Source organism: Candidatus Hydrogenedentota bacterium, assembly GCA_016791475.1.
In the GTDB taxonomy this organism is placed as follows: domain Bacteria; phylum Hydrogenedentota; class Hydrogenedentia; order Hydrogenedentales; family JAEUWI01; genus JAEUWI01.
Genome location: JAEUWI010000434.1, coordinates 1 through 531, shown reverse-complemented (window position 1 = coordinate 531; position 531 = coordinate 1). Strand labels below are relative to the sequence as shown.

The following is a 531-nucleotide window of genomic DNA, read 5'->3' as shown; positions in this document are numbered from 1 at the left end:
CTCGGCCTCGAGCAGGCCTTCGGGCAGCGCCGAGCAGTTCACCGTCACCCAGGGACCGCCGGCGCGCGCCGACAGGCGGTGGATCGCCTGCGCGATGTGCTCCTTGCCCGTGCCCGATTCACCCAGGATCAGCACGGGCACGCGTGAGGCACCGGCGATGCGCTCGGTGGTGGCCATCAGCTGCCGGAAGGCGGCCGCGTGGCCGACGGACTCCACCCCCACGCCTTCGCCCGCCTGCACGCGCCGCCAGGCCACCTCCCGGCGCAGGCGGCGCACTTCGAAGGCGCGGTCGATCAGCCCGCGCAGATCCTCCAGGTCGAAGGGCTTGTTGATGTAGTCGTAGGCACCCGACTTCAGCGCCGCGACCGCTGTGCGCACCTCGGGGTAGGCCGTCATCATCACCATCACCATGTCTTCGCCGGTGTCGGCCAGGCGGGTGATCACGTCCAGGCCGGACATGTCCGGCAGGCGCAGGTCCACCAGGGCGAGATCGACGCCCTGCCGCGCGGCCAGCGCCAGGCCGCCTTCGCC

The 531-nt window shown here is 72.1% G+C and carries 1 protein-coding gene; it reads right to left on the bottom strand.

The window, feature by feature from the left end:
- Positions 1-531 (bottom strand): sigma-54-dependent Fis family transcriptional regulator (locus JNK74_30110; GenBank protein MBL7650424.1); only part of this gene is annotated, 531 nt, incomplete at both ends.